The sequence below is a fragment of the Dellaglioa sp. CoH-57-MRSF-17 genome, from assembly GCF_056782015.1.
The window spans coordinates 1-289 of sequence record NZ_JBXAXY010000118.1; the positions used below are offsets into that span (position 1 = coordinate 1).

The 289-nt window shown below is 60.9% G+C and carries 1 protein-coding gene; it reads left to right on the forward strand.

Translation table 11 applies throughout. The features are described from left to right. A partial coding sequence (locus AC1RPJ_RS08095) for a hypothetical protein (protein ID WP_481762895.1) occupies positions 1-289 on the forward strand: 289 nt, incomplete at both ends.

The following is a 289-nucleotide window of genomic DNA, read 5'->3' on the forward strand; positions in this document are numbered from 1 at the left end:
TGAAATGAGTACGAAACTGGTTTCACTCACGCTCGACATTCCGCATGCACTCGTCTACAGCCTGATGGATCGCGCGCAATACGAGTGTTCCGAATGGGCCGGGGTCACGGCCGAAGAATACGCAGAAGCCGACGAACACGGCTACACGCCCCCGCGCGTGCTGACGGTGGATGAGTACGGCGACGAGGAAAAGCCGCAGAGCACGTGGCGGCTTGCGCTGGACGAGGTTACGGAGGGCATCCGCCGCGTCCTGCTCAACGATATGACGGTACGCGAGTCGCATGCACTG